The sequence below is a fragment of the Mesorhizobium sp. M7A.F.Ca.CA.001.04.2.1 genome, assembly GCF_003998485.1.
Lineage (GTDB): Bacteria > Pseudomonadota > Alphaproteobacteria > Rhizobiales > Rhizobiaceae > Mesorhizobium > Mesorhizobium ciceri.
In genome coordinates this window covers 15,363-42,305 of the sequence record NZ_RZQT01000015.1, presented here as the reverse complement: position 1 = coordinate 42,305, position 26,943 = coordinate 15,363, and the positions used below count along the sequence as shown (strand labels likewise).

Below are 26,943 nucleotides of genomic sequence, written 5' to 3'. Positions count from 1 at the left end.
TCCCGGCGCACATCAGGCGTCGCCGGCTGGCCTGATCCTCAGCCTTGCGATCCGGTTCTTGTCGCGTTTCATGACGATGAAGCGCTTGCCGTGGAACGTAAAAGCCTGCTTCTCCTCGGGGATCGATTGCGTCTCGTGGATGACGAGGCCGGCAATGGTGGTTGCCTCCTCATCCGGCAGGTTCCAGTCGAGAGCCCGGTTGAGGTCACGGATCGGCACCGTACCGTCGACGACCACGGAGCCGTCGGCCTCCTGCTTGACGCCCTGTATGTCGACATCGTGCTCGTCGGCGATCTCGCCGACGATCTCCTCGATAATGTCCTCCAGCGTCACCAGCCCTTCGACCTCGCCATATTCGTCGACGACGACGGCGAAATGCGCCTTGCGGCGAAGGAAGGCGTTGAGCTGTTCCTGCAAGGTCGTGGTGTCGGGCACGAACCAGGGTTTCGAAGCGATCTTCATCACGTCGATCCTGGAGAAATCGTTGCCGACTTCGTTCAAGGCGCGCAGCAGATCCTTTGCATGCAGCACGCCGACGATGTTGTCGAGCGAACCTTTCCACAGCGGCATGCGGGTGTGCGGGCTTTGCAAAATCTCGCGCACCACCGCTTCCGGCGCATTGTCGGCATTGACCGAGCGCATGTTGGTGCGGTGGACCATGATGTCGGAGACTTCGAGTTCGGCGAGATCGAACAGGCCGCCGACGCGGTCGCGATCCTCGCGCACCACCTGGCCGTCGCGGCGGAAATCGTCGACCGCGCCGCGCAATTCGTCCTGGCTGGAACGCTGCGGCTCGATGCGCGAAAGCTCGTACCCGAACATGGCAAGCAGGCGCGTGCGCACGGCAACGAGCAGCACGATGAGGATGGCAAGGACGGCGACAACGATCCAGCCGGGCTCGTTCATCTCCGGTCGCTTTCCTTTGGGTGGTTTTCCCTCAGAAACGACAGCACTTCCGATGCCGGAACATCCTTGGCAATGAAAGCCTGGCCGACGCCGCGCGTCAGGATGAAGGTCAGCGCGCCGCGCGACACCTTCTTGTCCTGGGTGATAAAGGCAAGCAGCGCCTCGGCGTCAGGCAGATCGCCCGGGATGTCGGCTATTCGCCAGGGCAGGCCGACGGCGCGCAGATGCGCCTCGACGCGCGCGGCATCGTCGGGGCTGGCCAGATTGAGCCGCGACGAGAACCGGTAGGCCAGCGCCATGCCGATCGCGACCCCTTCGCCATGGACGAGACGGCTTCCGTCATATTGGGTGGCGGCTTCCAGCGCGTGGCCGAATGTGTGGCCGAGATTGAGCAGCGCGCGGTCGCCGGTCTCGAACTCGTCACGCGCAACCACGTCGGCCTTGGCGCGGCAGGCTTCGGCAATCGCCTGCGCCCTCTCCGGCCCGCCGGCAAAAACCTGGACCCAATTCTTTTCCAGCCAGGCGAAAAATTCCGGCCGGTCGATGAGCCCGTATTTGGCGAGCTCGGCATAGCCGGCGCGGAATTCCCGGATCGGCAGCGTGTCGAGCACCCCTGTGTCGGCCAACACCAGTTTCGGCTGATGGAAGACGCCGACAAGGTTCTTGCCGCGTGGGCTGTTGATGCCGGTCTTGCCGCCGACCGAGGAATCGACCTGCGCCAGCAGCGAGGTCGGAATCTGCACGAAATTCATGCCGCGCCGAACGATGCCGGCGGCAAAGCCGGCAAGGTCGCCGATAACGCCGCCGCCGAAGGCGATGACGATGTCGCCGCGCTCCAGTTTCGCAGCCAGCACACCGTCGACCACCTCTTCGAGATGGGCAAAACTCTTGGTCTTCTCGCCAGGCGGCAGGGTGATCACCGCGGTCTGGATGCCACCCGTTTCGAGGCTGGCCTTCAGCGCATCGAGATGCGCTGCCGCGACATTGGCGTCGGTGACGACCGCGGCGCGTGTGCCCGGCAGCCGGCGCGCAATCTCGGCACCCGCGCGGGCCAACAACCCCGAGCCGATCAGAATGTCGTAGGTCCGGTCGCCAAGGCCTACTTCGACGACAACGGGTGCCTCGATGCTCACTGTTCCACCTCGCCCGTCGCAGCCGCCTGATCAATGCCGAAATGCCGGCACAGCGCGTCCACCACCTCGGTAGCGATGACTTCCTTGCGGTCGTCGCGGGTCGGCACTGTGACGTCCGATGTCGCGTAGACCGGATAGCGCTCGCCCATCAGCCGCTCCAGCACGGCGCGCGGGTCGGCGCTTTTCAGGAGCGGCCGGTTCTGTTTCTTGGCGACGCGATCCATCAGAAGGTCGAGTTCGGCCTTCAGCCACACCGAGACGCCCTGCGCTGCAATCGCCTCGCGCGTCTGCGCATTCATGAAGGCGCCGCCGCCGGTCGACAGCACCTGCGGCCCGTTTTCCAGCACGCGCAGGATGACGCGCTGCTCCAGCGCCCTGAATTCGGTCTCGCCGTAGCGCTCGAACAGTTCCGGAACGGTCATGCGCGAGACGCTTTCGATCTCCTGGTCGCTGTCTATGAAGGGCAGCGCCAGCATCGTCGCCACCTTGCGGCCGATCGCCGTCTTGCCGGCGCCCATCAGTCCGACGAAGACGACGGAACGGCTGCCCAGCCTGCCGAGCAACGCGGCGTGGTTCTCGTCTGGAGGATTTGCTGGCAGCGCGTTCATCGGATATTTCGAAGGCCCTCTTTGCCGGCGTATCGACATGAAAAGCCCGTTTGCGTCAAGCGTGGCAAGTGCCTTGAACCCGATATGGACCGGCAGGGTCTGCATCAGAAGTTGCTAACAGGCCCCAGCTTCTTCCTTGAATTGGCCGGATTGGCGTCCCATAAGGGGACAGGGTTTGGAAACGCAGAACAAGAAGACGGGCGAAAATTGATGCCGACACTGTTTCGCTTTGTCGTGGTAACGGCGATTCTGGCTGGCATTGCCTATGGTACGATGTTCGCACTGGTGATGTTCGTCGAGCCAAAGAAGGGGGAAATGAGCGTGCGCATCCCTCCGGAAAAGCTCAATCCCAAGAAAAGCTGAATGAACAGCGCGGCCCGCATCGAAGCCTTTCTGGAAATGATGAGCGCCGAGCGGGGCGCGGCCGAAAACACGCTTTCCTCCTACCGCCGCGACCTCGAGGACGCTTCCGGCGCGATCGATGGCGGGCTGGCCGGTGCCGCCGCCGCCGATATCCGCGCCTATCTCGACGACATTGCCGCCCGCGGCTTTGCCGCCACGTCGCAGGCGCGCAAACTGTCGGCGATCCGCCAGTTCTTCAAATTCCTCTACGCCGAAGGCCTGCGCGGCGATGACCCGACCGGCACGCTGGACAGCCCGAAAAAGGGCCGCCCGCTGCCCAAGACGATGAGCGAGGCCGACACCGGCCGGCTGATCGACCGTGCAGCAATTGAAGCCGGCGATGTCTCGTCGGGCGATGGGGACAGCCTGGCATCACTGCGCCTGCATGCGCTGGTCGAGGTGCTTTACGCCACCGGCCTGCGCGTTTCCGAGCTGGTCGGCTTGCCGGTGACGGTGGCGCAACGCGACGACCGCTTCTTCATGGTGCGCGGCAAGGGCGACAAGGAGCGCATGGTGCCGCTCTCCGCCAAGGCACGCGCGGCGATGAAGACCTGGCTTGCCGCCCGCGCCAAGGTGCCAGCCTTCGCCGACAGTCCGTTCCTGTTTCCGGCCGCCTCGGACAGCGGCTATCTCTCGCGCCAGGTCTTCGCGCGTGACCTGAAAGGGCTGGCGGCAAGGGCCGGCATTGCCTCGGCGAAGATCTCGCCGCACGTGCTGCGCCATGCTTTCGCCAGCCATCTCCTGCAGAACGGCGCCGATCTGCGGGCCGTGCAGCAATTGCTTGGCCATGCCGACATATCGACGACACAGATTTACACCCATGTGCTGGAAGAGCGGCTGGTGCGGCTGGTCAACGATCATCATCCGCTTGCCGACTAGGCCTCATATCGCTATGTGAGGACGACATTTCACCGCCCGGAGCCTTGGATTCAAGGGTTCCGTCAGCCACTGCCTTCCGACGTATCGGTCCGCTCACGCATGTATAATTACCTCGATTTCGAAAAGCCGGTGCAGGACCTCGAGGGCAAGATCCTCGAGCTGAAGAAGCTTGCCGAGAATGGCGAGGCGGTCGATGTCGGCGACGAGATCAACCGTCTCGAGAAGCGCTCCCGCGACGCATTGCGCGATGCCTACAAGGCGCTGACGCCTTGGCAGAAGGTGCAGGTGGCGCGCCATCCCGACAGGCCGCATTGCGTCGACTACATCAAGGGCCTGTTCACCGATTTCACGCCGCTGGCCGGCGACCGCAATTTCGGTGAGGACCAGGCGATCGTCGGCGGTTTCGCCCGTTTCCGCGGCGAACCCATTGCCATCATCGGCCAGGAAAAAGGTTCCGACACAGCCAGCCGCCTGAAGCACAATTTCGGCTCGGTTCGGCCGGAGGGCTACCGCAAGGCGGTACGGCTGATGGAACTGGCCGACCGCTTCAAGATCCCGCTCCTGACGCTGGTCGACACGGCCGGCGCCTATCCCGGAGTCAACGCCGAGGAGCGCGGCCAGGCGGAGGCTATCGCCCGTTCAACCTCGACCTGTCTCGGCCTGAAAGTACCGTCGATCTCGGTGGTCATCGGCGAAGGCGGTTCGGGCGGCGCCATTGCCATCGCCACCGCCAACCGCGTCTACATGCTCGAACACGCCATCTATTCGGTGATTTCGCCGGAAGGTGCCGCCTCGATCCTGTGGCGCGACACGACACGATCGAAGGACGCGGCGACCAACATGAAGATCACCGCGCAGGATCTTCTGGAACTGAAGATCATCGACGCCATCATCCCCGAGCCGCTCGGCGGTGCGCATCGCGGCGCCGAAACCGTGATCGCCGCGACCGGAGACCTCATCGCCAGGACGATGAAGGACTTCGCCGGCGCCAACACCGATTTCCGCGAACAGCGCCGCGAAAAATACCTGGCCATGGGCCGCAGTCTCTGACCACAGGCACCCTTGGCCGCAACAATGTGGCGGAGCGGAGCATTTTTGCCACAAAAATGCCGCTGCATTCGGCTCAATGAGACTGCCGCAGGGGGATGCGTCGGCACTTGCGGTAAGGAATTTATTAGGGTTAACGGGCTTAGGGTCCGTCGATGCGCAGTGTAGCAGCCGGGGCAGGAAACGTCCTGGCGCCAGAGAAAAGACGATATCTGTAGCCATGTTTGTCAAGCTTGCCCGCACCGGAATCCTGATCGCTGCCCTCGGCGTTGCCGGCTGCAACAATTCGTCGATGAAGGATTTTGCCCCGGAGGCCAACAAGCCGCTGCCCGACAAGATCCTCGCCGACATGAGGGCCAAGGGCATGGTCCGCACCTCGTCGGTGATGGCCCGCATCTTCAAGGAAGAAGGCAAGCTCGAGATCTGGAAGGCCAAGACCAACGGCCGCTATGACATGGTCGCCAGCTACGACATCTGCAAATGGTCGGGCAAGCTCGGGCCGAAATACACCGAAGGCGACCGCCAGGCGCCGGAAGGCTTCTACACGGTGCGCCCGGCGCAGATGAATCCGCGCTCGAACTACCATCTGTCCTTCAACATCGGCTATCCCAACGCCTATGACCGCGCCAATGGCCGCACCGGCTCCAATTTGATGGTGCACGGCGCCTGTTCGTCATCGGGCTGCTATTCGATGACCGATGCGCAGATCGAGCAGATCTATGCCTTCGGCCGCGATGCTTTCCAGGGCGGCCAGACCGAGTTCCAGATCCAGGCGTTTCCGTTCCGCATGACCGCCGCCAACATGGCGCGCTACCGCAACGACCCGAATTACGACTTCTGGAAGATGCTCAAGGTCGGCTACGACAATTTCGAGATCACCAAGGTGCCGCCGAAGGTCGATGTCTGCGAGAAGCGTTATGTCTTCAATCAGGTAGCCGCCGACGGTCAGACATTCGATCCGACTGGCGCCTGCCCGGCGACGACGCAGCCTGATTCGCTGAAGAGCGCCTACAATTCCTACATGAGCACCTATGACGCGGCGTTCAGCGGCGCGGTCAAGGCCAGCGTGCCGGCGCCCAAGCCGACCATCGCCGGTATCAAGGAAGCCAGCATCGTCTCCGACTGGTCCAAGCGCCGCGCACGCGGCGAACGCGTACCGATCGATCCGCCGTCGCTCAACAATGACGGCTCGGTCACCGAGACGGCACGCATGGGCCGCATCGATTCGCCCGCCGGCCGCAAGATGGCGGCTCTTGATGCCGAAAAAGCTGCCAAGCAGAAGGCCGAGGAGCAGAGGCTGGCTGCCATTGAGGCGGCCAAGCAAGCCAAGGAAGCCGCCAAGGCCCAGGCTCTGGCCGAAAAGGAGGCCGAGAAGGCCGCCAAGGAGGCCCCTGTCGCCACCGCGACCATCGCGGCTCCTTCGGAAACGGCGCCAATGGCTGAAACGCAAGCGGCGAGTGCCGACGAGAGTCGCGTGACGAAGCTGAAGAACAAGCTGCTCGGCATGTTCGGCGGTTGATATCGCCCGTGGCTGATCGCGCCGCTATTTATGACCTCAAGGGGCTGAACTGCCCCTTGCCCGTGCTCAAGGCCAAGAAGCGCCTCGCGGGGATGCAACCGGGCAGCCGGCTCTGGTTGGAGACCACCGACCCGCTCGCCGTCATCGACATTCCGGCATTCTGCTCCGAGAGCGGCCACCAGTTGATTGAAACGGCCGCGGTCTCCGGCGGCCATCGCTTCCTGGTCGAGCGCGGCGCGCCGTAATCGTTGGGGGCTACCGCCCGGCGATCGCCAGCGGATTGTTTTCCAGCGCCGCGCGGTCGGGCGTGTCAACCGACGGCCGGTCGGTGAAGGCGGCGAACAGCCTGCGGATATAATCTTCCGGCATGTCGAGCGTGATCAGCACCAGCCGCGTGCCACGCTGGCCATCCGGCCAGGACGGCAATTGCACCGGCGGATGCAGGATCTTCTGCACGCCATGGATCACCAGCGGCCGCGACGGGTCTTCCCTGAGCTCGATGACGCCCTTCATGCGCAGCAGGCGCTCGCCATGGGTCGAACGCAGCAGGTCGAGGAACATCTCGATCGCCGAAAACGGCACCGGGCCGTCATGCACCAGCGAATAGGAGCGCACGCGCTGATCGTGACGATGGCCGTGGTCATGGCCATGCTCGTGATCATGACCAGCATGATGGTGATGATCGTGCGCCGCTTCCTCGCCAAGCCAGCGCCGCACATCGGCGGATTTGGTTGCCGGGTTGTAGAGGCCGCAATCAAACAGCGCCGCCACGCCTGTCTCCGTGTCGCCGGCATCGAGCAGTTCGGCGCCCGGATTGATCTGCCGCAGGCGCGCCCGCAGCATTTCCAGCTCATTGGGGTCGGTGGCCAGATCGGCTTTGCTGAGCACGATGCGGTCGGCGACGGCAACCTGCTTTACCGCCTCGACATGGGCATCGAGCGTGGCGTTGCCGTTGACGGCATCGACCAAAGTGATGACGCCGTCGAGCCGGAAGGCCTGGATCAGCGCCGGATGCGCCATGATCGACTGCAGCACCGGCGCCGGGTCGGCAAGGCCGGTGGTTTCGACGATGACGCGGGCGAGCCGGGCAATGCGGCCGGTCTGCAGCCGGTCGACCAGGTCGGCCAGCGTATCGACCAGTTCGCCGCGCACCGTGCAGCACAGGCAGCCGTCCGACAGCTGGATGATGCCGTCGGAAGACTGCTCGACCAGCAAATGGTCGATCGCCACCTCGCCGAACTCGTTGATGATCACCGCGGTGTCGGCCAGCGCCGGATCCTTGAGCAGCCGGTTGAGCAGCGTCGTCTTGCCGGCGCCGAGGAAGCCGGTCAGCACCGAGACTGGGATCGGGAAGCCGCTGCCCATTGGCTAGTTCGCAACCTTGACCGGCTGGTCGCCCTGCGCGGCGGAGCCGGCAATCTTCGGGCCGGTGCCGGCCGGTGCCGGCCTGTCGGGCCGCCAGCTCGGGATCGGCACATCGGCAAATTCCTGCGCGCCCTGGTCGAGGATGGCCTTCGGCGCCGGACCGGTGGCGCCGCCAAGGCCGACGGCAACCAGCGTCGGCACATGGTCGAGCTTTTCCTGATAGGGTGATTTCGGCACGTTCTTGGCGGCGGCCGGCGGCGCCTCGGACTGCTCCTGCGGCGTCTTCTTCTTGCAGACCTCGTCCTGCATGTCGTTGGGTGAGACCGTGTCGCCATAGGGCGCCAGCGTGGTGACGGTGGCCGAGCCGGCGACAGGCGTGTCGAACCCCTGATCGAGCAGTTTTGCCGCCGTCTCGGCGCGGGTGACCGCCGACTTCTCGCCAAGCACAACCGCGACCAGCGTGCGCCCGTTGCGCGTCGCCGAACCGATCATGTTGAAGCCGGAGGGGCAGACAAAGCCGGTCTTCATGCCATCGGCGCCGGGATAGCGGCCGATCAAGAGATTGTAGTTGGGGATCGCCTTCTTGCCGACGGCAAGGCCCTCGATCGAGAACCACGGCACATATTGCGGAAATTCGCGGCGGATCGCCATCACCAGCACGGCGAGGTCGCGCGCCGTCGTGTACTGATCCGGCGAATAGAGCCCGTTCGGATTGACGAAATGCGTGCCGTTCATGCCGAGCCGGGTCGCCTCGGCGTTCATCCGGTCGGCAAAGGCCGCCTGCGAACCGCCGACATTTTCGCCGACAGCCATGGCAATGTCGTTGGCCGATTTGACCAGCATCATCTTCAGCGCATTGTCGAGCCGCATCACCGAGCCCGGCTTGAAGCCCATCTTGCTTGGCGGCTCGGCGGCGGAGTGTTTGGTCACCTTGATCGGCGAATCGAGCTGTACCTCGCCGGCCGCGATCGCCCGAAAGGTGACGTAAGCGGTCATCAGCTTGCTCAGCGACGCCGGATACCAGCGCTTGAACGCATCCTGATGCTGCAGGATCTTGCCGCTGCCGAGGTCGAACACGACCACCGGATTGGCCAGCGCCGGCCCGGCCACAACCGACAGCGCGATTGTGCCAGCCGAGAATAGTTTGAGGAAATGCCTGTACCGCATGATCAAATCCGAAATCGCCTCTTGCCGTAGTCGCCCCTGGCTCCGTAAGATTTCATTACGCGATCGCCAGCATATGGTCCGACCCTCAAAAACCGGACCCCATTGTTGCGGTGCTATTTACTCTATGTGACGCCAAGATGGCAAAGTGCCTGGCGATCACAATTGCAAGGCAGCGGCCAACACCCGCCGTCCCAACAGCGAGATGGAACCATCATGCCAATCCTGAACCGTGCCGCCGAAATGCAGGACGAAGTTGCCGGCTGGCGCCAGCATCTGCATCAGACGCCAGAACTGAACTTCGACGTCTTCAAGACCGCCGCCTTCGTCACCGAGAAGCTGAAGGCTTTCGGCTGTGACGATGTGGTCACCGGGCTCGGCAAGACCGGCGTGGTCGGCATCATCCGCGGCCGCCAGGGCGAAGGTCCCACCATCGGCCTGCGCGCCGACATGGACGCGCTGCCGCTCAACGAGATATCAGGAAAACCCTACGCCTCGACCATCCCCGGCAAGATGCATGCCTGCGGCCATGACGGCCACACGGCGATGCTGCTGGGTGCGGCCAAATACCTCGCCGAGACGCGCAACTTCACCGGTTCGGTGGCGGTGATCTTCCAGCCGGCCGAAGAGGGCGGCGGCGGCGGCAACGAGATGGTCAAGGATGGCATGATGGAGCGTTTCGACATCTCCAGGGTGTTCGGCATGCACAACATGCCGGGCCTGCCTGTCGGGCAGTTCGCCATTCGCCCGGGCCCGATCATGGCGGCGACCGCCGAATTCACCATCACCGTGCACGGCAAGGGCGGCCACGCGGCGATGCCGCACGGCACGATCGACCCGATCGTCATCACCAGCCAACTGGTCGGCGCCTTGCAGACGATCGCCTCGCGCAGCACCGATCCGGTCGAGGCCGTGGTGGTGTCGGTGACCAAGTTCCACGCCGGTGACGCCTACAACATCATCCCCGAAACCGCCGAAATCGCCGGCACCGTGCGCACCTTGCGAAAAGAAATCGCCAAGAAGTCCGAAGAGCGCATCCGCAGCATTTGCGACGGGCTGGCGACCGCGTTCGGGGCCAGGATCGAGGTCGACTACCAGGCGAATTATCCCGTGACCTTCAACCACGCGGAAGAGACGGTGTTTGCCGGTGACGTCGCGATGAGTGTCGCCGGCGACGCCCATGTCCACCGCGGCATCCAGCCGGTGATGGGCGGCGAGGATTTCTCCTACATGCTCGAAGCCCGCCCCGGCGCCTTCATCTTCATCGGCAATGGCGACACCGCCGGTCTGCACCACCCGGCCTACGATTTCAACGACGAGGTCATCCCGCACGGCATGAGCTACTGGGTGAAACTGGCTGAAACCGCGCTGGCCGCCTGACAGCGGCAGCGCAGGCCGGCCGAATTGCCTTCGGCCGGCCTCTTGGCGAAACGATCCGAAGCGGCTATGTGTCTGGCCGCGTGGTCCCGTAGCTCAGTAGGATAGAGCGGCAGATTCCTAATCTGTAGGTCACAGGTTCGATTCCTGTCGGGATCACCATGCTTTTCATCAGCTTAGGAAATTGACGTCGTACTTGAAACAGTACGACGAATTCTAATCTCGGCGGGAATGCATCACCGAACAAGGAACGATCAGCTTCGCTACGAAGAGCGGGCACTACAATGGCCCTTTTGTCTGGCCGAAGGCTGCCTGCAGGATCATTAGGAGCTGATGGTTGACCGTGGTGCGCTGTGACCTAGCTTAAAGTTCATGATGGACAGTCCTAAGCCCGGAAATGGCGAATTGTCCGCACCGGCGAACTCTCGCGAGGTTGCTATGCAGAGGCGCAAACCGGCGTTTCAGAGCCCTGCATGCGTCCTTGGTCGGCCATTGCCCGCTACGGAATATCAACTGCGGCGATCTATCGGCACGCGACCGGCGCCCCGCCATCCGCAACAATTCGCAAGGACCAGAAGGATCCCGAAGAAAGCGACGCTCCGAGAGCGGTAAGGCCTTGGCGAATACCAAGGCGAATGACCAGACATCGCTTTATGAACTTGGCAATACCACCAGAACGCACGGGCACGGCAATGCCAAATTATCTTGCCGAAATGTATGCAAACGACGTAAATCTGGCCATTCTGAGCGCAGTGGTGACGCTTGCATCGGTGGGCGTCTATCTTGTGCTCCGGCGTAGCCTTGCCGCGGTGCGACGGCGCCGCCTTGCAGCGTTTGACGAAGGCAAATCCGGTATTGCCGACGAGGCTTCTTGGGAATGGGAAAGCCCGGCCGGACTTGTCGCCGGGCCTGCTTCTTCCAAGGCTGCCAACCCCTTGCATGCGGTCGGCCTGAATGTTCGGGCTCAAAATACCAACTACTCTCGGTTCGGAGTGCGAATCGAACATTTCGCCGCGACATCCGAACCCAGCGGGTGCTCGTCAGTGGTCGAGACCGGTGCTCCTGCACCGAACAGAGTGCAGTCTGGCCGGCTTGCAGCATCCATCAGCGCGATCGCGGAACGTGGGAAGCGGATTTGCGGGTCGGCATGGAACCAATTGCGCCATAAGGCTTCACCGCCAAAAACTGCTCCGTTGGCCTATGCTGCGGATCGCGGTTTGAATTTCACAGCTCAGATGAGAGATCCCGACCCGGCCATGGCGCCTGCGTCAAACCCTGTCGTTCGCAGGCCGATCGTTCTTGTATCGCGCTTGGGTCTCGCCGCCATTTGTCTGGCCGCGCCGATTGGCTATGCGATGACGAGACAAATCTGGGTCGAAAGCGCTTCCGCCATCTCGCAAACCCAAGACCAGGCCCATCGAGACCTTTCGCGCCCGTTGGGATTTCAGGCGAGTGCCGAATTGCTTGGCCCGGATCTCACGGCTAACCAGGCGCAAACCGGGACGGATCGTGCTCAGGCTGCCGCTGCGAGACAATTGGCCGACCAGGAGCACCGGGCGGCGGAAGGCGAGCGTGCCAGGAGCGCCGCTCTGCAGGGAGCGCTCCTCGAGGCGAGCAAGCAGATCCACACGCTGAGGGCAAGCATGGCAGCTGCCGATGACGCGCGCGAGGAGCGGTTGCGCAATGAACTCGCGGCAGCCCGCACTCTTGACGCGATGCGGCGCATTGCGGGAGAGGTCCGCACGATGCTGAGCGAGGGCGCCAGCTATGTCCTTAAGGAGATGCCCGCTGCTCATCTCGAGCAGGAGCAAGCCCAAAGGCAGGCGCACGATTTCTCGCAAGCGCGCGTCCAAATTGAACAGCTTGAGACCGAGGCCGCCAAGGATCGCGCCACGGCCAAGGCTTCACTGGCGCAGGCGAGCGGCATACTCGACGACGAGCGCCGGAAGACGGAGCTGCTTCGTGGCGATCTCGCCGAAGCGAAACTGGCCAATGCCGCACTCATGAAGCGTACGGCTGCGGCTGAGCAGGAACAGACCGACGCGGTCACAGCGAGGCGACAAGTGGAGCGGACCGCAGCTGACACGGAGCGAACGCTCGCACGAGAACGCGCTGCAGCAGCAGCGGCCGTTGAGGAGCTGAAAGAAGCTCGCGTCGAGCGCCAGGCGGCTGAACTGGAGCGAGCCAAAGCAGTCTCAGCGAAAGAGCGTGCCGAGCAGGCCGCAACCGAGACGGCACAGGCTCTGGCACGGGAACGTACTACAGCCGTCATGAATCGTGAGGATCTCGACAGAGCACGCATCGAGCGCGAAGCCGCCGCCCAAGCTCTTTTGGTGCGTGTCGCTAAGCTTAAGGAGGCTCTGGACGAGCAACGCCAGGCCACTGTTTCTCTTGCCCGCGACTTGGCTGCGGCGCGCGGGGACAACGACAGGCTCAGGACCGAGCGCCGCAGCGCGCAGATCGAACCGCCCCTGAAGCCGCGTTCTGGCCGCGCGGCAGCCAGCCAGGTGAAGGCCGTCAGCAAGAAGATTGGCAAGGTTCGCAACCCTTCGCGGATGACCCGGGTGCGTTCGATCACACTTCCTTATTCGCTCTTGCCAAGACACGTGACACCGCAGTGATTTCCGACTGCGCGGTCGCTTCCGTGGAAGGCCATTTTTGATGCCCCGCACCCCTTCGTAACGCACCCGAGGCCTGCTGCCATTTCGGCCAAAGATGAATGGCCTCTCGAATTCACCCTGCTTCATCAGCGAGAGTGTTCTGCGCGGTGCGCTATGTCAGACCGATCACGCTGCCTGTCGCGTCCAATTCGCATTGGATCGCCGCCTGCCGCGTTTCCACGCTGCCTTGCCGCAAATAGTCGATGCTGACCTCGATGGGGGCCGAGATCGTCGCCCGACTCAACTGATGTACGAAGCCCGCGCTGGTGACGCGCACGCTGGTCGCCCCCAACGGAGCGGCGGCCGACTCGATGGCATCATGGCAGGCCCGAACGACTTTATCCGGGACGCCCGGCAGCGCCTCGGTTCGGCTGACTGTTGATTGAGTTTTGCTGTCGCCGGGAGGCTGGAGAGCGGCCGGGAGGTCGAGCGACTGTCCGCCCCTTGCGGACGCAACAGCAGTGGCGGTGGCCGAACCTACAGTCCCCGGGGCTGTCGTAGTGCCGCTTGTGCTGGTCTCGCCGTCGTCCGCCGACGAACTGGAGCCGCCGGGGTCGTCGCCAGTCCCTTTGTGCGAGCCGCCCTGGTTGCCGCCGGCGCCATGACCTCCACCGCCACCATGGCCACCAGAACCATGGCCGTTGCCATGCCCTCCGCCTTGCTGACCACCCGTTGCAGCTCCTGCGCAAACTGCCGCGATCGAGCAAGCTAAGACGAAATACGCACAGGTGAATCCACGCGATTGACGCACGACGACCTCCATGGATGCGTCGGTCCAACCGTCTTTCCGCGGCGTGCAGTCAGAACGGCGCGAACCGCCGCTGCCCCCGAGGCAACCTCGCGATTGCCGCGCCCCCGAAAGAACTAGGGGATCAATCCGGTGTATCAAGGATACTTGGCCGGTAAGCACCGATGAGAGATCGCTTGGCTGGCGAGTGCCGTATCATTCATGTCGAGGCCGACCGTCTGGATGACGCCACAGACGCCTTCATGACCCAATGACCGGAGTCCGAGGAGTGGCCTGGCCGAGGCCCCGGCGAATGCAGAGATCAGCGAATACGCTTACCGCGCCCAGGTCAGCGCACCTCCTCCGAGCCATCGGCGACACCCAGGCGATGTCGGGTGGGATGGCCTCCAAAAGGCCCCCGGAGGCACGAAAAAGCTTCGCTTGAGCACTCGCCGCGATGGCGCGGCCAGACGGATCACCCCGCTTCAGCCGACCCGCACGACAAAATGCTTCGTCACCGGCTCGATGATCTTCCAGGTTCCCTTGAAATCCGCTTCCACGACGAAGGCATCGCCGGGGCCGACCTCGACCGGCGTGCCGCCGTCCGGCGTGATGATGATGCGGCCGGCGATCATGTGCACGAACTCATAGTCGGTATAGGTGGCGTGATAGGTGCCGGGTGTCGCCCGCCAGGTGCCCGACAACACCTTGCCGTCCTCGGTCGTGTGCTGGACGGCGGTTTGCATGGTCGGCCTGCCCTCGACGACGATCCAGCCAGCCAGATCGCCTGCGTCCGCGTGTTCGACGGTGCCGAATTTGAGGATTGTCTCGCGTGTCATGTGCTGAACTCCGTTTGGGGATTGCGTGGCGCTGTTTGCCTGGCCGGTCAGATAACCGATGCATCTGCCGCGAGCAATGCCGGCGCCATACGGCCGGCACCTTGGCTGACGGTGCATCAAACAAAAACCCGCCTGTGCGGCGGGTCACTGGCGCAAATCAGCACCATAGGCAAAAATGTACCATAGCTGAGGTCACGAGTCAAGAAAAAATTCCTATCGCGAAAAAGCTGGCGGCGCAAAAGCTGCCAGCACTGGCTGCCACGAGGCCGTTTGTTGGTTTGAAGTCAGAGCCCTGCCATGCGGCGCACGCCGCGCCCTTCGGCTCTCGAAGGGCGCGTCAGGGTTTGTGCCGTGCCGAGACGAGTTCCGCCTTGCGCCTTGCCGTCTCCAGCCCGAGCCCAATGAAGGCGCGCGCGTGCTTGGCCAGCGCCATGTTGTCCGTCCACAGATTGCGCCAGATGGCGGTCTTCTTCGACAGGTGCTCATCGACGATTTCCGAAGAGAAGGATTCGAAGCTGAGATCGTCGCTGTAGCCGATCGCCGTCAGCGCATCGAAGATCGCGGCGAAATCGATATTGCCGGTGCCGAGGAAGCCGCGATGGCTTTCGCCGATATGGACATAGCCGATCTTGTCCGCGGCTTGACGGATGGCCAGCCCGACATCGGCCTCCTCGATGTTCATGTGGAACGTGTCGAGATGCAGGAAGATGTTGTCCGAGCCAGTGTCCTCGATGAAGGCCAGTCCTTGCGCGGCGGTGTTGAGCAGATTGCTTTCGAAGCGGTTGACGATCTCGAGGTTGAGCGTGACGCCGGCCGCCTTGGCTGTCTCGGCAACCTTGGCCAGAGTGCCGGCACTGCGCTGCCATTGATCGCGCGTCGGCGCCTCGACCTGCAATCCGTGGCTGGTCGAGAGAATGCCGGCGACCTTCCGACCGCCGAGGTCACGCGTCAGCGCGATGGTGTCGTTGAGGATTTCGACGCCGCGCGCGGCAATCGCCCTGTCGGCGCTCGAAATATCGCCGTCAACAGGCAATCCGATGCTGATCGCCACGCCGAGGCCAAGATCGGCGATGCGCCTCGCGAGCCCGCCGATGTCGACATTGGCGGGGTCGAGATAGGAGAATTCGATGAGGTCAAAGCCGGCCTCCCTGGTGTTGGCCAGCGTGCGCTCCAGATCGGCCTGAGCCGAGCTCGCCGACCAGACGAAAGAATGGATTCCAATACGCGACATCATCGTCTCCGGTGCTGACAAGGTGCGGCCGGGTCATCCCGGCCGCACCGGCCTTGGGAAGAATTTAGCGGGCTGCGGTCCAGCCCTTGTAGTCCTTCAGGTTCTCGGCCGTGATCAGCTTCGGGTCGAGCAGAACGGTCGGCTCTGCCGGCTTCTTGCCGGCCAGCAGTTCGGCCGCCATCGTCAGTGACTGGCCGGCCATCACATAGGGATCCTGCGAGGCCGAGGCCTTGATCATCGAGGTGCCGGAAGAGAGTTCCTTCTCGATATCGGGCGCGCCGTCGACGGCGGTGAAGATGAACTCCGAACGGTTGAGCTGCTTGGCCGCGAGCTGGGCGCCGATCGCCGTCGGGTCATTGATGGCAAACACCGCATCGATCTTGTCGAAGCGGGTGAGCAGCGACTGGAACACCTTCAGGCCGCCGTCGCGCGAGCCTTCGGCATTCTGGTCGTCGGAGAGGATCTTGATGTCGGGATGCTGCGAAAGCACGTTCTTGCAGCCCTTCACCCGCTCCAGGATCGACGACGATGCCGGTCCGTTGAGGATGACGTAGTCGCCCTTGCCGCCGGTGTGGTCGACCAGGTACTGGCAGGCCTCTTCGCCGGCCTTGACGTTGTTGGTCATCACGGTGACGTCGGCGCCCGGCGCCGAAACGTCGAAGGCGGCAACGACGATACCCGCGGCCTGTGCCTTCTTCACCGCCGGCGCGATCGCCTTGGCGTCGACGGCATTGAGCATGATCACGTCGACACCGGCGGCGATGAACGAATCGACCTGCGAGACCTGCTTGTTCAGGTCGTAGTCGGCCGATACCGAGGTCACCTCGACCTTCGGGTTGATCTTCTTGGCCGCGTCCTCGATGCCCTTGATGGTGGCGACGAAGAAGGGATTGCCGAGCAGGCCGACCGAGATACCGACCTTGTTGAGGTCCTTGGCCGAAGCAGGCGCGATGGCGAGCGACGCGAGTGCGACGCCGCAGAGCAGTTTGGCGATGGTCTTCATTGCTTTCCTCCGATTGCCCCGCGCCTCTCACGGTGCGTTACACAAACCGGTCGTTGACGCCGGCGACTAAGGTCAATCACGTTCTTGCTCCTGCCTGGAGCCTGTAGCGGTCGAGGGCGACCGCCACGATGATGACCAATCCCTTGATGATGTACTGCCAGATGTCCGAGACACCGGCCAAGATGAGCCCGTTGGAGAGCACCGCGATGATCAGGCCGCCGATCAGCGTTCCCCAGATCGAGCCGACGCCGCCGACGAAGCTGGTGCCGCCGAGAATGACCGCGGCAATAGCGTCGAGTTCGTAGGACTGGCCCAGCTGCAAGCCGTTGGCGGCGTAGAGCCGGGCCGCCGACATGGCGCCGCCGAGACCGGCCAGCAGGCCGGAAACGCCATAGACGAAGAGCAGCACCAGCGGCACCTTGATACCGGTCAGCCGCGCCGCTTCGGCATTGCCGCCGACGGCGTAGATCCAGGTGCCGAGCACGGTGCGCTTGAGCACCACCCAGGACAGCACCACCACCGACAGTGCGATGATGACCAGCCACGGGATGCCGAACAGCGAACCGTTGCCGATGAAATCGAACGGCAGGTCCGAATTGAACACCGTGGTGTCCTGGCCGAGCAGGCGGGCGACACCGCGCACCGCGGTCAGCGAACCCAGCGTGACGATGAAGGGCGGCAGCTTGATGTAGGCGATGAGCAGCCCGTTGACGAGGCCGAAGCCGAGGCCGACCAGAATGGCCGCCGGCACGCCGAGCAAACCCCAGTCCGGCACCAGCGATACGATCACCGCCACCATCGCCGATGCGGCGAGGATGGCGCCGACGGACAGGTCGATGCCGCCGGTGAGGATGACGAAGGTCATGCCGGCCGCCAGCACGATGTTGATCGACGACTGCTGGGTGACGATCAACAGGTTGGTCTCGGTCAGGAAGCGCGGGTTCAGGAACTGGAAGCCGGCCGCCAGCAGGATCAGCACCGGCAGCATGCCAAGGGCAGCGAAAGCCGTGCGCAACCGTCGGCTCGTGCCGGTCGCCTGGCCGACTGCGCTGATCTCGGTCGCCTTGTCGGTCATTGCTGGGCCGCTCCCGTTGCAAGTTCCATGATTTCCTCCTGGCTTAGCGGTTCGCCTTGCGATGCCGTCACCTCGCCCGATATCTTTCCGTCGCGCATCACCAGCACGCGATCGGCGACGCCGATCACCTCGGGCAGTTCGCTGGAGATCATCAGGATGGCGATGCCCTGCTTGGCGAGATTGTCGATCAGCCGGTAGATTTCCGATTTCGCTCCGACATCGACGCCGCGAGTCGGCTCGTCGAGGATGACGACCTTCGGCTCGGTCTCGAGCAGGCGGGCGAGCAGCACCTTCTGCTGGTTGCCGCCCGACAGCGAGCCGGCATTGGCCTGCACCGAACTGGTGCGGATGGAGAGATCGGCAACGGCCTTGGAAGCACGCCTTTCGGCGGCCGCGAAGTCGCGCAAGCCGCCGGCGCGCGAATCCCGCGCCAGCACGCCCATGCTGATATTGTCGGAGATCGACATGTCGAGGAACAGGCCGAGTTCCTTGCGGTCCTCGGTCAGATAGGCGATGCCGGCATCGAGCGCCTCGCGCGGCGAGCCGATGGTTACAGGTTTGCCGTCGAGTTCCAGCGTGCCTGAAATGTGCCTGTCGGCGCCGAAGATCAGCCGCGCAAGCTCTGTGCGGCCGGAACCGACCAGACCCGCCAGCGCCAGCACCTCGCCCTTGTGCAGGTCGAACGAACAGTTTTTCAGGAGACGGCCGTCGGACATGGCGCGCACCGAGAGCGCCACCGCGCGCTTTTCGTCCGGCGGCCGATGATCCTTCTTGTAGAAAGCCGACAAATCGCGGCCGACCATCATCGAGACGAGGCGCGAGGCACTGAGGTCGGCACGCTCGAGCGTGCCGACATAACCGCTGTCGCGCAGCACGCTGACGCGGTCGGCAAGCTGGTAGACCTCTTCCATGCGGTGGCTGATGTAGATGATGGCGATGCCTTGCGATTTCAGCGTCGCGATGACCTCGAACAGCCGGTCGGTCTCGCGCGAGGTCAGCGACGTGGTCGGCTCGTCCATGACGATGATGCGCGCATTGGTCGATAGCGCGCGGGCGATCTCGACCAGCTGGCGCTCGCCGAGCGACAGGCTGGAGACCATGTCGCGGGCCGAAAAGGAAACGCCGAGCCGCTTGATGATCTCGCTGGCGCGCCGCGTGCACTGGTCGCGATCGACGATGCCGAAGCGTCGCGGCTCGTTGCCGAGGAAGATGTTCTGCGCCACCGTCAGATTGGGCGCCAGCGACAGCTCCTGATAGATCACCGCGACGCCGCTGGCGCGCGCCTTGATCGGATCGCCGGTCGCAGCCGGCATGCCGTCGATCAGGATCTCGCCGCCGGCATCCGGCCGATAGGCGCCTGAAAGCACTTTCATCAATGTCGACTTGCCGGCGCCGTTCTCGCCCATCAAGGCGTGCAGCTCCCCGGCATGGACGCTGAGCGAGACATCGTGCAAGGCACGGATCGCGCCGAACGTCTTGGAGATGTGGCGCATCTCCAGCACCGGCTGGCGCGCCGTCTCAGCCTGGGCAATCGCACTCATCGCGCGCCTCCCACTGCCGCACCGGCGACGCTCCGGTCCATCGTGGCGTCACGCCAATTGCTGCGATAGCCTGCCAACCCAGTGAAACGCGACGCGTGCACCGGCTCTGGAACTTCGGCGGCGAATTCGCGCCCGACGCTCTCGAAGGCGAGCGCCGCTGCACCCGTGGCGCTGCCCTCCAGCGTGGCGCCCTGCAGGAAAGCCTGGCCGGGACGTAACTGCGCCAGCAGTCCGGCCAACACACCGCCTGTGTTCAGCCCGCCATCGACGATCACCGTGTTGTTCGAATGGATGAGGTCGAGCGACAGATCGACCATCAGCGCGACGTAGAGCAGCGCCGCCGCCGCGCGTTCCTCGGCATCGGGCGTGCGCCCCACCAGCCGGCCGGACTGACTGGGCATCGGCCCGCCTGGCGCGAAGCTCGGCAGCGCCATGATGCCGGCATCGATCACCCGCTGCACCACCGGACCGGCGATCTCGCCTTGCCAGCCGCCGCTGATGGTTGCGAATTCGCGCCCGCCCATGAAGCGGATGGTCGGCACCGGGCCGCCATCGACATCGACGTTGACCAGCATGTCGCGATCCCGGTCGAGCGTGTCGAGCGGGCAGTCCGGATTGAGCACGACGACCCAGGTGCCGGTCGAAACGACGGTGACCGGGCCAAGCTCCTGCCGGCGATAGGCATAGAGCGCCGCATTCGAATCATGGACGCCGTTGTGGATGGCGATCGGTCGCGCCGCAGCGTCGAGGCGGTGCTCGCCGATAACAGTGCCGGCGCGCTCGAAGCCAGGCATCCGGTCACGCCAGCCCTGCGCGTTGACCAGCGAGGAAAAGTCCTGGCTCCGCGGCGCCCACAGATGCGAATGGCAGCCGAGATAGGACACTTCCGAGACCGCCCGCCCGCCAAGGCGCCAGCTCCAGTATTGCGGATAGCCGAGGATCGATTTCGACGTAGCGAACGCGTCGGGATCGACCTCCTGCAGCCACAGCATGTGGCGGCCGTAGTTGAAGCCGAGCGGCAGCCGCGGCGAAAAGGTTTCGGAAAAGTCCGGAATGCGGCGATCGATCCGCGCGGCAATCTCGGCCGGCGGCTCTTGCTCGTAATCGAGGATCGGATGCGTCAGCGCCGCTTCGTCGACCAAGGCAAAGGTGCAGCCATGGCCCGACACCATGACCCCTTCCATTCCATGACCGTCGACCGCATCGGCAACGGCGCTGAGCGCCCAATGGTGGAGCGCCGCCTCGTCGAGCACGCTGAAGCCGCCTTGGCGCATCCATTTCGGCTGTGTCCGGCGCTCGTCGATGATCCGCCCGTCCTGGCCGAAGACGAACAGCTTCGAATTGGTCTTGCCGAAATCGAGGACAGCCACCTTCACTGGATGGCTCCCGAGGCTATCCGCACCATGACGCCGGCGTCTTCCAGCATGCGCGCATCGGCGTCGGAGAGACCGTCGTCGGTGACCAGCGTGCCGATGCGGGAAAGCGGCAGCGCGACGTTGCGCGCGTGGATCGACAGTTTGCGGCTGTCGGCCAGCACCACGATCTGGTCGGCGCAAAGGCTGAGATCGACGATCGAGCGTACCAGCAGCGGGTGCGATTCCATCACGCCTTCCTGGCCAAGGCCTTGCGCGCCGAGAAAGAATTTGGAGGCATAGAAGGGCACGGCCTGGCTGAGCGAATGGATGATGCCGGGTTCGCGATGCAGATCACCGCCCGCAACCGTCAGGCTGCAATGGCCGTGGTCGCTGAGATAGGCCGCCAGCGGCATCGAGTTGGTGTAGAGGCGGATGTTGCGCTCGGCCAGCTTGACGCCCAGATGGAAGCAGGTCGAGCCGCCATGCACGATGACGGCGTCGCCGTCGCGCACCATGGTCGCCGCGAGAGCGGCGATCTGCCGCTTGGCCTCGACCGCAAGGTCGCGGTTCTCGTCGTAGGGCCTGGCGTAGGCAACACCGGCCTGGGAAGCGCCGTCGAGCGCCGAGATGCCGCCATAGACCTTCCGCGCTTCGCCGGCCTCGTCGATCCTGTCGATATCGCGCCTGACCGTCGCGGCTGAAACGCCAAGCCGCTCCTGCAACTCGCGCACCGAAGCGAACGGACGATCCCGCAACAGTTCGACGATCTGACGCTGACGGCCGGAGTCGCTCAATTCTTTCCTCCCGGATGCCATTTTCCATGGCAATTGGCGTAACTTACTCAACATTAGTCGGATTGCAAGCGTGTTTGATGACAGTAGATCACTATTGACGTAGATCACTCGTTTCTGCGATATCAGCGCCAATTCGATCCCGGCAACGGGATTTCGCGCAGGACACGGCCGAGCCGTTGGAGGAAAAGCGCCATGGCGACCCAAGCTGACGCGCAGGAACTGGCGGCCTTGCGGGCGCTTTCGGCCAGCATCGGGCGGAGCCCGCATCTCACCCAGGCGGCAGGCGGCAACACCTCGCTGAAAGCCGGCGACACGCTGTGGATCAAGGCCTCCGGCACCTGGCTGAAAGACGCGCTCGTCGATGACATCATGGTGCCGGTGGCGATGGCGCCGCTGCTGAAAGCCGTCGAACAGCGCGATCGCGCCGCCGACCAGCCGCAGGGTTTCACCATTGCAGCGCTCAACCCGCGCGGCCTGCGGCCATCGATCGAGACCACGGTGCACGCTTTGATGCCGCAGCGCGTCGTTCTGCATGTCCATTGCGTCGACACCATCTCGCTTGCCGTGCAGGCCGATGGCGAGGCCGAGGTCGCCAAGCGGCTCGATGGCATCGAATGGGCCTATGTGCCCTATTTCCGGCCCGGCCTGCCGCTTGCACGCGGCATTGCCGAAAAACTGCGGCCTGGTGTCGACGTGCTGATCCTTGGCAATCACGGGCTGGTCGTCGCTGCCGAAACCGTCGCCGGGGCGGAGCTTCTGCTGCGCCGTATCAGGTCATTGCTGGCCCGGCCGGCGCGCGCGACCGCCGCACCCGACCTCGACGCCTTGGCCGCGCTTGCCGGCGACAGCGGCTACAGATTGCCGGCCGATGTCGAAGCGCATGCGGTTGCGCTCGACCCTGAGAGCCGCCGCATGGCGCAGGCCGGCAGCCTCTATCCGGACCACGTCATCTTCCTCGGCCAGGGCTCCGTCGTGGCGAAGCCAGGCGAGGCCGTGGCCGATGTCGTTGCGAGACTGGGCACGTCGCCTGCGGCGATCCTGTTTCCCGGCGCAGGCGTGCTGATGCGCAGCGACGCCAGTGCCGGCGCCGATGCCATGCAACGCTGCCTCGCCGACGTGACGGCGCGCATCGACATCGCCGCGCGGCTGAACTATCTCACCGCTTCCGAGAATGACGAGCTGGTCAACTGGGACGCCGAGCAGTATCGCCAGAAGCTCAACGCGGCTGGCGGCTAGCATGGACATGATGCCACTTGTCATCGGCATCGACATTGGCACATCAGGTGCGCGCGCCGTCGCCATGCGCCGTGATTTTTCCATAGCCGGGCATTCGGCCGTCCCACTCGACAGGTTTGGCGGCGATGGCCGAGCCCCCACGGCGTGGTGGCAAGCGGTGAAGGCTGTGCTGACGGAGCTGCTTTCCGGCATCGACCGCACGGCGGTCTGCGCCATCGCCGTCGACGGCACCTCCGGCACGCTGCTGCCGGTCGACGCCGCCGGGCGGCCGCTGGCCGAACCGCTGATGTACAACGACAAGGTCGATGACGGCGACATCCTGGCCGCGATCGCCCGCACCGCGCCGGCTGCAAGTGCAGCGCACGGAGCGACATCCGGCCTCGCCAAGGCCCTGCGCTTCCACCATCTACCGGGTATTGCAATGGTGCTGCATCAGGCCGACTGGATTGCCGGAAACTTCTCCGGCCGCTTCGACGTCAGCGACGAGAACAATGCCCTGAAGACAGGTTATGATGTCGAGGCCCGCCGCTGGCCGGAATGGATCGCGGCGACCGGAATGCGCATGGAGTTGCTGCCGCGCGTGGTCGTGCCGGGCGAGGTCACGGGCGCCCTCACCGCGGAAGCCGGGGAACTGTTCGGCTTGCCGCGCGATGTGGCCGTCGTCGCCGGCACCACGGATGGCTGCGCCTCGTTCCTGGCGACCGGTGCTGCCGCGATCGGCGACGGCGTCACTGCGCTGGGATCCTCGCTGACCATCAAGATCCTGTCCGACCGGCCGATTTCGGCGCCGCGCTTCGGCATATACAGCCATCGGCTCGGCAACGCCTGGCTGGCGGGCGGTGCCTCGAACTCAGGCGGCAAGGTGCTGGCCCAGCACTTTCCGCTCGCCCGTATCATCGAACTCAGCGCGACAATCGACCCGGAGACGGGCACCGGCCTCGATTACTATCCGCTTCCCGCCACGGGCGAACGGTTTCCGATCGCCGATCCGGCGCTGCCGCCTCGCCTTGCGCCGCGGCCGGCGGACGACGCCGATTATCTGAAAGCGATGTTCGAAGGCATCGCCGCGATCGAAGCGCTCGGCTATGACAGGCTTGCCGAACTCGGCGCGCCCACGCTGATATCGGTCAGGAGCGTCGGAGGCGGGGCAGCGAACCCGGCCTGGACGGCAATCCGGCGTCGCAGGCTCGGCGTCGATTTCCTGCCCGCGCTTTCCGACGAGGCCGCCGCCGGCACGGCGCGGCTGGCGCTGATGGGTGCAAGCCGGGCAGGACTCCTATGAGCGCGAAAACGATCGAACGTCTCGACGGCCTCGGGCCGCTGGCGGAGCGCTATAATGTGTTCCTGCTCGACCAGTTCGGCGTGCTGCACGACGGCACGCGGCCCTATCCAGGCGCGGTGGCAGCGCTATCGGCGCTGAAACGCGCCGGCAAGACGGTGGTGCTGGTTTCGAACTCCGGCAGGCGGGCTCAACCCAATGAAAGCCGGCTCATAAAACTCGGCTTCGAACCGGGAAGCTGGGATCATTTCGTTTCTTCCGGCGAGGTGGCGTGGCGATCCTTTGGGGAGATGGCAACGTCGGGAAAGCTGCGCCCGGGGACAAAATGCCTGCTGATCAGCCGCGACAATGACCGTTCCGCGATCGAAGGCCTGCCATTTGCGCTGACCGGGTCCGGCGATGAGGCCGAGCTGGTGCTGATCGCGGCCAGCGAGGGTGACCGCTTTGACCTTGACCATTATCGCAGACTGTTCGCGCCGGCGGCGGAGCGGCGGGTGCCGTGTTTCTGCACCAATCCCGACATGATCATGCTGACGGCCGTTGGCCCTCGCTTCGGCGCCGGCCGGCTGGCCGATCTCTACGAAAGCCTGGGCGGCAGCGTTACCCGCATCGGCAAGCCCGACACGGCGATTTTCGACGCCGCGCTGGCGCTGGCCGGCGAGCCGGACCGTGGCACCGTGGTCTGCGTCGGCGACAGCGTCGAACACGACATATCGGGGGGAAACAGCACCGGCATCGCCACCGCGCTGGTGCTGAGCGGAATACTGGCGGACACACCGGATCTCGCCGCTGTTTTCGACGAACAGCAGGCCTGGCCGGACTACATCATGGACAGCTTCAGCTTCCGCTGACCGCTTCCAGCATGCGCCGCGCGCTCTCCTCGTCGGTGATCAGGATGGTTGGGGCAATGAGGGTCATGGCGCCGAGCAGCGCTTCGGTCTTCTCCTCGCCACCGGAGGTGAGGATGCGGATCGGCGCCTTTCGCAGACGGTCGACATCCACCGACATCACGTGGCTGTTGACGGGATGGTCGACCAGATCGCCGTTGCGGTCGAAGAAATGGAACAGGAGGTCACCCACGGCGCCACGCGCAAGCAGGGCCTCCCGATCCGCCTCCTTGAGGAAGCCACCACGAGAGAAGGTGGTGGCCGAGGCGATCCCGCCGACGCTCAGCAGAACGGCATCGAGCACGTCGGCCATTTCGAAAATCTCCTGCAGGCCGCAGCGCTCGATCAGGGCGATCTTGGTCTCGACGCTGTCGACCACGGCTGGTGTCGGCATCAGATAGCCGTCGCCCTGGAATATCTGAGCGAAGCGCCAGGCGAACTCGGCTGGGTTGACCCGGCGCACGACGCCGACACCGCCAAGCAGCGAAATCACCTTGAAGTCGGTGAGCGACTTGGCGCTGATGAAAGGCAGGCTCGAGAACAGCGTCTGCCCCCAGCCGACACCGACCCGCATGCCGGACTTCATCGTGTCCGACAGGAAGCTGCCGGTCTTGGCGCTGATCGCTGGTATGGGATCGGCATCGGCTGCCGAAAGCGGCGCCACCAGCGCCTGCTGCAGCCCGAACGTCTTCTCCAATGCGCGCTCAAGCCGCACGATTTCCGACAATTCGCTCTCGATGGTGATCTTCACTTCGTTGCGCGCCCGGGCATCCGCCAGCATGCGCACGATGGTGACGCGACCGACGCCGAGCACGTCGGCGATCTCGTTCTGCGTCATCTGTTCGACGAAATACATCCAGGCGGCGCGAATCCTGAGGCGATCCGTCCGGCTTTCGCTGGCGACCAGCTCGGTTGCCTCGCCTCGACCGTCTTCGCTTTCGCCCTGTCGTCGTCTGCCCAAGTCTGTCTCTCCCCCTGCGGCGACGGACGAGGGCGCCGCCGCCGATTCTGCATGCTGGTCTAGTATCGCCTATTGATCTACCTATCGATAGGAACAATGTAGAGAGTGGCGGCTGCCCCGGTCGGCTATCCGCAGCAAATTTCAAGGCGATCCGCGATGCTCCGACAAATCTCCGAAGATGTCCGCGTCAATCTGAAGGACCGGCTGCGGGAAGTCCGCGAAATCATCCGCCAGAGCCGCCATGACGGCAGCGGCCATGCCAGCATCCTGCGCGAAGCAACCAGCCATCTGCCACCGTTTCCAGGCAAGGGCATCGAAGGCCTGCTCAGCCATGCCGCGAGTGCCGTCGACGAAGCACTGTCGATCGCCGAAGCTTTCGTCCCGCATGAGCGCCCGATCAAGGTGGACGGCACCACGGTGAAGGGCCTCGGCACCTATTTCCCGGTCGGCAACGAGGATCGCCAACTGGACGCCGAGCGCCTATTCCGGCGCGATATGTATTATCTGACCAAAGCGGTGCTTGCCGGCCTGAACATCGACAATGCCCGCATCCACGAAGCCGATTTCGCGGCCGTCCATGCCACGATGCGCAAGCGGCATGGCGATCTCCTGGCCGCATTGGCCGCGCCGGGTGCCGGACTGCAGGCAATCGCGGCCACCTGCTCGGCGCTGCTGGTCGAGTGCCTCAATCAGCGTCCCGTTCGCTTTGCCGAGACCGAGCCGGGAACGCCGGCGGGCGGCCGGGCGCTCGACATAAGCTGCCTGGCGCCGCTCGCTTTGGCCTGCGGCCTGGCGACCACCGGCAGGGACGGCGCGCCGGAGCCGGATATGCTGGAGATCGCCATCCTGGCGGCGGATATTCGCCACGATCGCATCGTTCAGGCTTGCGCCAAGGCAAACCCGATCGCTGAACTGACCCCGGTCTTCGCCACCTTGCTTGCCCATCTGCCGTAGT

The 26,943-nt window shown here is 64.3% G+C and carries 25 protein-coding genes and 1 tRNA gene; 12 read left to right on the top strand and 14 right to left on the bottom strand.

Translation table 11 applies throughout. The annotated features are described in order from the left end of the window. Nucleotides 1-12: 12 nt before the first annotated feature. Genes EN955_RS07485 through EN955_RS07475 form a run of 3 tightly spaced genes read right to left on the bottom strand, consistent with a single transcriptional unit; the run spans nt 13 to nt 2,647 of the window. A complete protein-coding gene (locus tag EN955_RS07485; protein ID WP_013529359.1) occupies nt 13-906 on the bottom strand; it encodes an HlyC/CorC family transporter in 894 nt (297 codons plus the stop codon). Further along, nucleotides 903-2,039 carry a 3-dehydroquinate synthase gene (gene aroB / locus EN955_RS07480; RefSeq protein ID WP_024503736.1) on the bottom strand — a complete coding sequence of 379 codons (1,137 nt, stop codon included), beginning with the start codon at nt 2,037-2,039 and terminating at the stop codon, nt 903-905. The genes EN955_RS07485 and aroB overlap by 4 nt, the downstream gene beginning before the upstream one ends. Next, nucleotides 2,036-2,647, bottom strand: coding sequence for a shikimate kinase (locus EN955_RS07475; protein WP_024503735.1), 612 nt, complete (start codon nt 2,645-2,647; stop codon nt 2,036-2,038). The genes aroB and EN955_RS07475 overlap by 4 nt, the downstream gene beginning before the upstream one ends. A gap of 210 nt (nt 2,648-2,857) precedes the next feature. On the opposite strand from EN955_RS07475, the gene EN955_RS07470 reads away from it, so the two are divergent. The 5 genes from EN955_RS07470 to EN955_RS07450 all read left to right on the top strand — a co-directional run bounded on the left by EN955_RS07470 (nt 2,858) and on the right by EN955_RS07450 (nt 6,739). Then, nucleotides 2,858-3,010, top strand: a complete 153-nt coding sequence (locus EN955_RS07470; protein ID WP_013529356.1) for a hypothetical protein — start codon at nt 2,858-2,860, stop codon at nt 3,008-3,010. Beyond that, complete coding sequence (locus EN955_RS07465) at nt 3,011-3,928, top strand: site-specific tyrosine recombinase XerD (RefSeq protein ID WP_013529355.1); 918 nt, start codon at nt 3,011-3,013, stop codon at nt 3,926-3,928. 99 nt (nt 3,929-4,027) lie between these two features. Further along, the gene (locus EN955_RS07460; protein WP_024503734.1) at nt 4,028-4,978 is read left to right on the top strand and encodes an acetyl-CoA carboxylase carboxyltransferase subunit alpha; all 951 of its coding nucleotides are present in this window, start codon (nt 4,028-4,030) and stop codon (nt 4,976-4,978) included. Between the two features lie 217 nt (nt 4,979-5,195). Further along, nucleotides 5,196-6,494 carry a murein L,D-transpeptidase family protein gene (locus tag EN955_RS07455; RefSeq protein ID WP_024503733.1) on the top strand — a complete coding sequence of 433 codons (1,299 nt, stop codon included), beginning with the start codon at nt 5,196-5,198 and terminating at the stop codon, nt 6,492-6,494. A gap of 8 nt (nt 6,495-6,502) precedes the next feature. Further along, the gene (locus EN955_RS07450) at nt 6,503-6,739 is read left to right on the top strand and encodes a sulfurtransferase TusA family protein (RefSeq protein ID WP_024503732.1); all 237 of its coding nucleotides are present in this window, start codon (nt 6,503-6,505) and stop codon (nt 6,737-6,739) included. A 10-nt stretch (nt 6,740-6,749) separates the two neighbouring features. Here the strand turns inward: EN955_RS07450 and EN955_RS07445 are convergent, their stop codons facing one another. Continuing rightward, nucleotides 6,750-7,859, bottom strand: coding sequence for a GTP-binding protein (locus EN955_RS07445; RefSeq protein ID WP_027162928.1), 1,110 nt, complete (start codon nt 7,857-7,859; stop codon nt 6,750-6,752). 3 nt (nt 7,860-7,862) lie between these two features. Further along, a complete protein-coding gene (locus EN955_RS07440) occupies nt 7,863-9,026 on the bottom strand; it encodes a D-alanyl-D-alanine carboxypeptidase family protein (protein WP_013529350.1) in 1,164 nt (387 codons plus the stop codon). Nucleotides 9,027-9,239: 213 nt separating this feature from the next. On the opposite strand from EN955_RS07440, the gene EN955_RS07435 reads away from it, so the two are divergent. The 3 genes from EN955_RS07435 to EN955_RS35290 all read left to right on the top strand — a co-directional run bounded on the left by EN955_RS07435 (nt 9,240) and on the right by EN955_RS35290 (nt 13,021). After that, nucleotides 9,240-10,403, top strand: a complete 1,164-nt coding sequence (locus EN955_RS07435) for a M20 aminoacylase family protein (protein WP_024503731.1) — start codon at nt 9,240-9,242, stop codon at nt 10,401-10,403. An 82-nt stretch (nt 10,404-10,485) separates the two neighbouring features. Further along, a tRNA-Arg gene (locus EN955_RS07430) sits at nt 10,486-10,562 on the top strand. A gap of 473 nt (nt 10,563-11,035) precedes the next feature. Next, nucleotides 11,036-13,021: a hypothetical protein gene (locus EN955_RS35290; RefSeq protein WP_245265337.1), complete on the top strand. Its 1,986-nt coding sequence runs from the start codon at nt 11,036-11,038 to the stop codon at nt 13,019-13,021. Nucleotides 13,022-13,172: 151 nt separating this feature from the next. Here the strand turns inward: EN955_RS35290 and EN955_RS35065 are convergent, their stop codons facing one another. The 8 genes from EN955_RS35065 to EN955_RS07385 all read right to left on the bottom strand — a co-directional run bounded on the left by EN955_RS35065 (nt 13,173) and on the right by EN955_RS07385 (nt 21,625). Further along, the gene (locus EN955_RS35065; RefSeq protein WP_024503729.1) at nt 13,173-13,823 is read right to left on the bottom strand and encodes a hypothetical protein; all 651 of its coding nucleotides are present in this window, start codon (nt 13,821-13,823) and stop codon (nt 13,173-13,175) included. 449 nt (nt 13,824-14,272) lie between these two features. Beyond that, complete coding sequence (locus EN955_RS07415; RefSeq protein WP_024503728.1) at nt 14,273-14,626, bottom strand: cupin domain-containing protein; 354 nt, start codon at nt 14,624-14,626, stop codon at nt 14,273-14,275. A gap of 337 nt (nt 14,627-14,963) precedes the next feature. Beyond that, nucleotides 14,964-15,857, bottom strand: coding sequence for a sugar phosphate isomerase/epimerase (locus EN955_RS07410; protein WP_024503727.1), 894 nt, complete (start codon nt 15,855-15,857; stop codon nt 14,964-14,966). Between the two features lie 64 nt (nt 15,858-15,921). Beyond that, nucleotides 15,922-16,860 carry an ABC transporter substrate-binding protein gene (locus EN955_RS07405; protein ID WP_013529341.1) on the bottom strand — a complete coding sequence of 313 codons (939 nt, stop codon included), beginning with the start codon at nt 16,858-16,860 and terminating at the stop codon, nt 15,922-15,924. A 76-nt stretch (nt 16,861-16,936) separates the two neighbouring features. Beyond that, a complete protein-coding gene (locus tag EN955_RS07400) occupies nt 16,937-17,935 on the bottom strand; it encodes an inner-membrane translocator (RefSeq protein ID WP_024503726.1) in 999 nt (332 codons plus the stop codon). Continuing rightward, the gene (locus EN955_RS07395) at nt 17,932-19,476 is read right to left on the bottom strand and encodes a sugar ABC transporter ATP-binding protein (protein WP_024503725.1); all 1,545 of its coding nucleotides are present in this window, start codon (nt 19,474-19,476) and stop codon (nt 17,932-17,934) included. Before EN955_RS07395 ends, EN955_RS07400 begins: the two co-directional genes overlap by 4 nt. Then, a complete protein-coding gene (locus tag EN955_RS07390; protein ID WP_024503724.1) occupies nt 19,473-20,852 on the bottom strand; it encodes a carbohydrate kinase in 1,380 nt (459 codons plus the stop codon). The genes EN955_RS07395 and EN955_RS07390 overlap by 4 nt, the downstream gene beginning before the upstream one ends. Continuing rightward, entirely contained in the window at nt 20,849-21,625 is a 777-nt protein-coding gene (locus EN955_RS07385; protein ID WP_013529337.1) for a DeoR/GlpR family DNA-binding transcription regulator, read from the bottom strand. The genes EN955_RS07390 and EN955_RS07385 overlap by 4 nt, the downstream gene beginning before the upstream one ends. A 192-nt stretch (nt 21,626-21,817) precedes the next feature. On the opposite strand from EN955_RS07385, the gene EN955_RS07380 reads away from it, so the two are divergent. From EN955_RS07380 to EN955_RS07370, 3 genes are read left to right on the top strand one after another with little or no spacing between them, the layout of a single operon-like run. After that, nucleotides 21,818-22,861 carry a class II aldolase/adducin family protein gene (locus tag EN955_RS07380; protein WP_024503723.1) on the top strand — a complete coding sequence of 348 codons (1,044 nt, stop codon included), beginning with the start codon at nt 21,818-21,820 and terminating at the stop codon, nt 22,859-22,861. A 7-nt stretch (nt 22,862-22,868) separates the two neighbouring features. Next, nucleotides 22,869-24,143, top strand: a complete 1,275-nt coding sequence (locus EN955_RS07375) for an FGGY-family carbohydrate kinase (protein ID WP_024503722.1) — start codon at nt 22,869-22,871, stop codon at nt 24,141-24,143. Next, on the top strand, nt 24,140-24,991 hold the full coding sequence (locus EN955_RS07370) for a TIGR01459 family HAD-type hydrolase (RefSeq protein WP_024503721.1): 852 nt from the start codon (nt 24,140-24,142) through the stop codon (nt 24,989-24,991). Before EN955_RS07375 ends, EN955_RS07370 begins: the two co-directional genes overlap by 4 nt. Here EN955_RS07370 and EN955_RS07365 read toward each other — a convergent pair. Next, nucleotides 24,978-25,988, bottom strand: coding sequence for a sugar-binding transcriptional regulator (locus EN955_RS07365; RefSeq protein ID WP_024503720.1), 1,011 nt, complete (start codon nt 25,986-25,988; stop codon nt 24,978-24,980). The two genes, EN955_RS07370 and EN955_RS07365, sit on opposite strands and share 14 nt — an antisense overlap. Nucleotides 25,989-26,144: 156 nt before the next feature. Here EN955_RS07365 and EN955_RS07360 point away from each other — a divergent pair, with 156 nt between their 5' ends. After that, nucleotides 26,145-26,942: a hypothetical protein gene (locus EN955_RS07360; protein ID WP_024503719.1), complete on the top strand. Its 798-nt coding sequence runs from the start codon at nt 26,145-26,147 to the stop codon at nt 26,940-26,942. Nucleotide 26,943 lies beyond the last annotated feature (1 nt).